The organism is Paenibacillus terrisolis (assembly GCF_056171975.1).
On sequence record NZ_JBKFGG010000014.1, the window covers coordinates 1 to 502 of the forward strand.

Genomic DNA, 502 nt, shown 5'->3' on the forward strand with positions numbered 1-502 from the left:
AGTCATGGGAAAAGCCAAAGATGAACTTCGTTTAAAAGTAGTAAGAGAAGCGTTGTCGGGTATAAAAGTGGGGGTGCTTGCCCGGTCGTATGACGTGCACCCGGAAACCATTCGCAACTGGATCCGGACGTACCGTGATCAAATCAGCGAAGAAGAACGTTCGTTGCCTGACCAACATTTGCAAGAACTAAAGCGACTTCAAGAGATGGAAGAAAAATACGAAAAAGCCATGAAAGTGCTCGGTGAGAAAGAACTCGAAAACGAGATTCTCCGAGAACTCGTAAAAAAGAAAAACCCCGCTTATCTGAAAGACTTGAAGTAGCAGAACCGTTCCTTAAGCGGGGCGAACCAACCGCCGTGGTTCTGCGGATCTTGGAAATCGCCGAGTCAACCTATTACGATCGAAAAAAGCGAGCGGCTGCTTCAAAGACCGAACCGTCATCCGCAGGCAAGCGAGGGCGGCCTATCCCTGGGTACTCTCTGACGGTGACAGGCCTCCCCG

General features: G+C 50.0%; 1 protein-coding gene. It reads left to right on the plus strand.

From position 1 onward, the window contains the following. Positions 1 to 322, plus strand: a 322-nt coding sequence (locus ACI48K_RS13455; RefSeq protein ID WP_475028115.1) for a transposase, incomplete at its 5' end; no start/stop codon positions are given. Between the last annotated feature and the right edge of the window lie 180 nt (positions 323 to 502).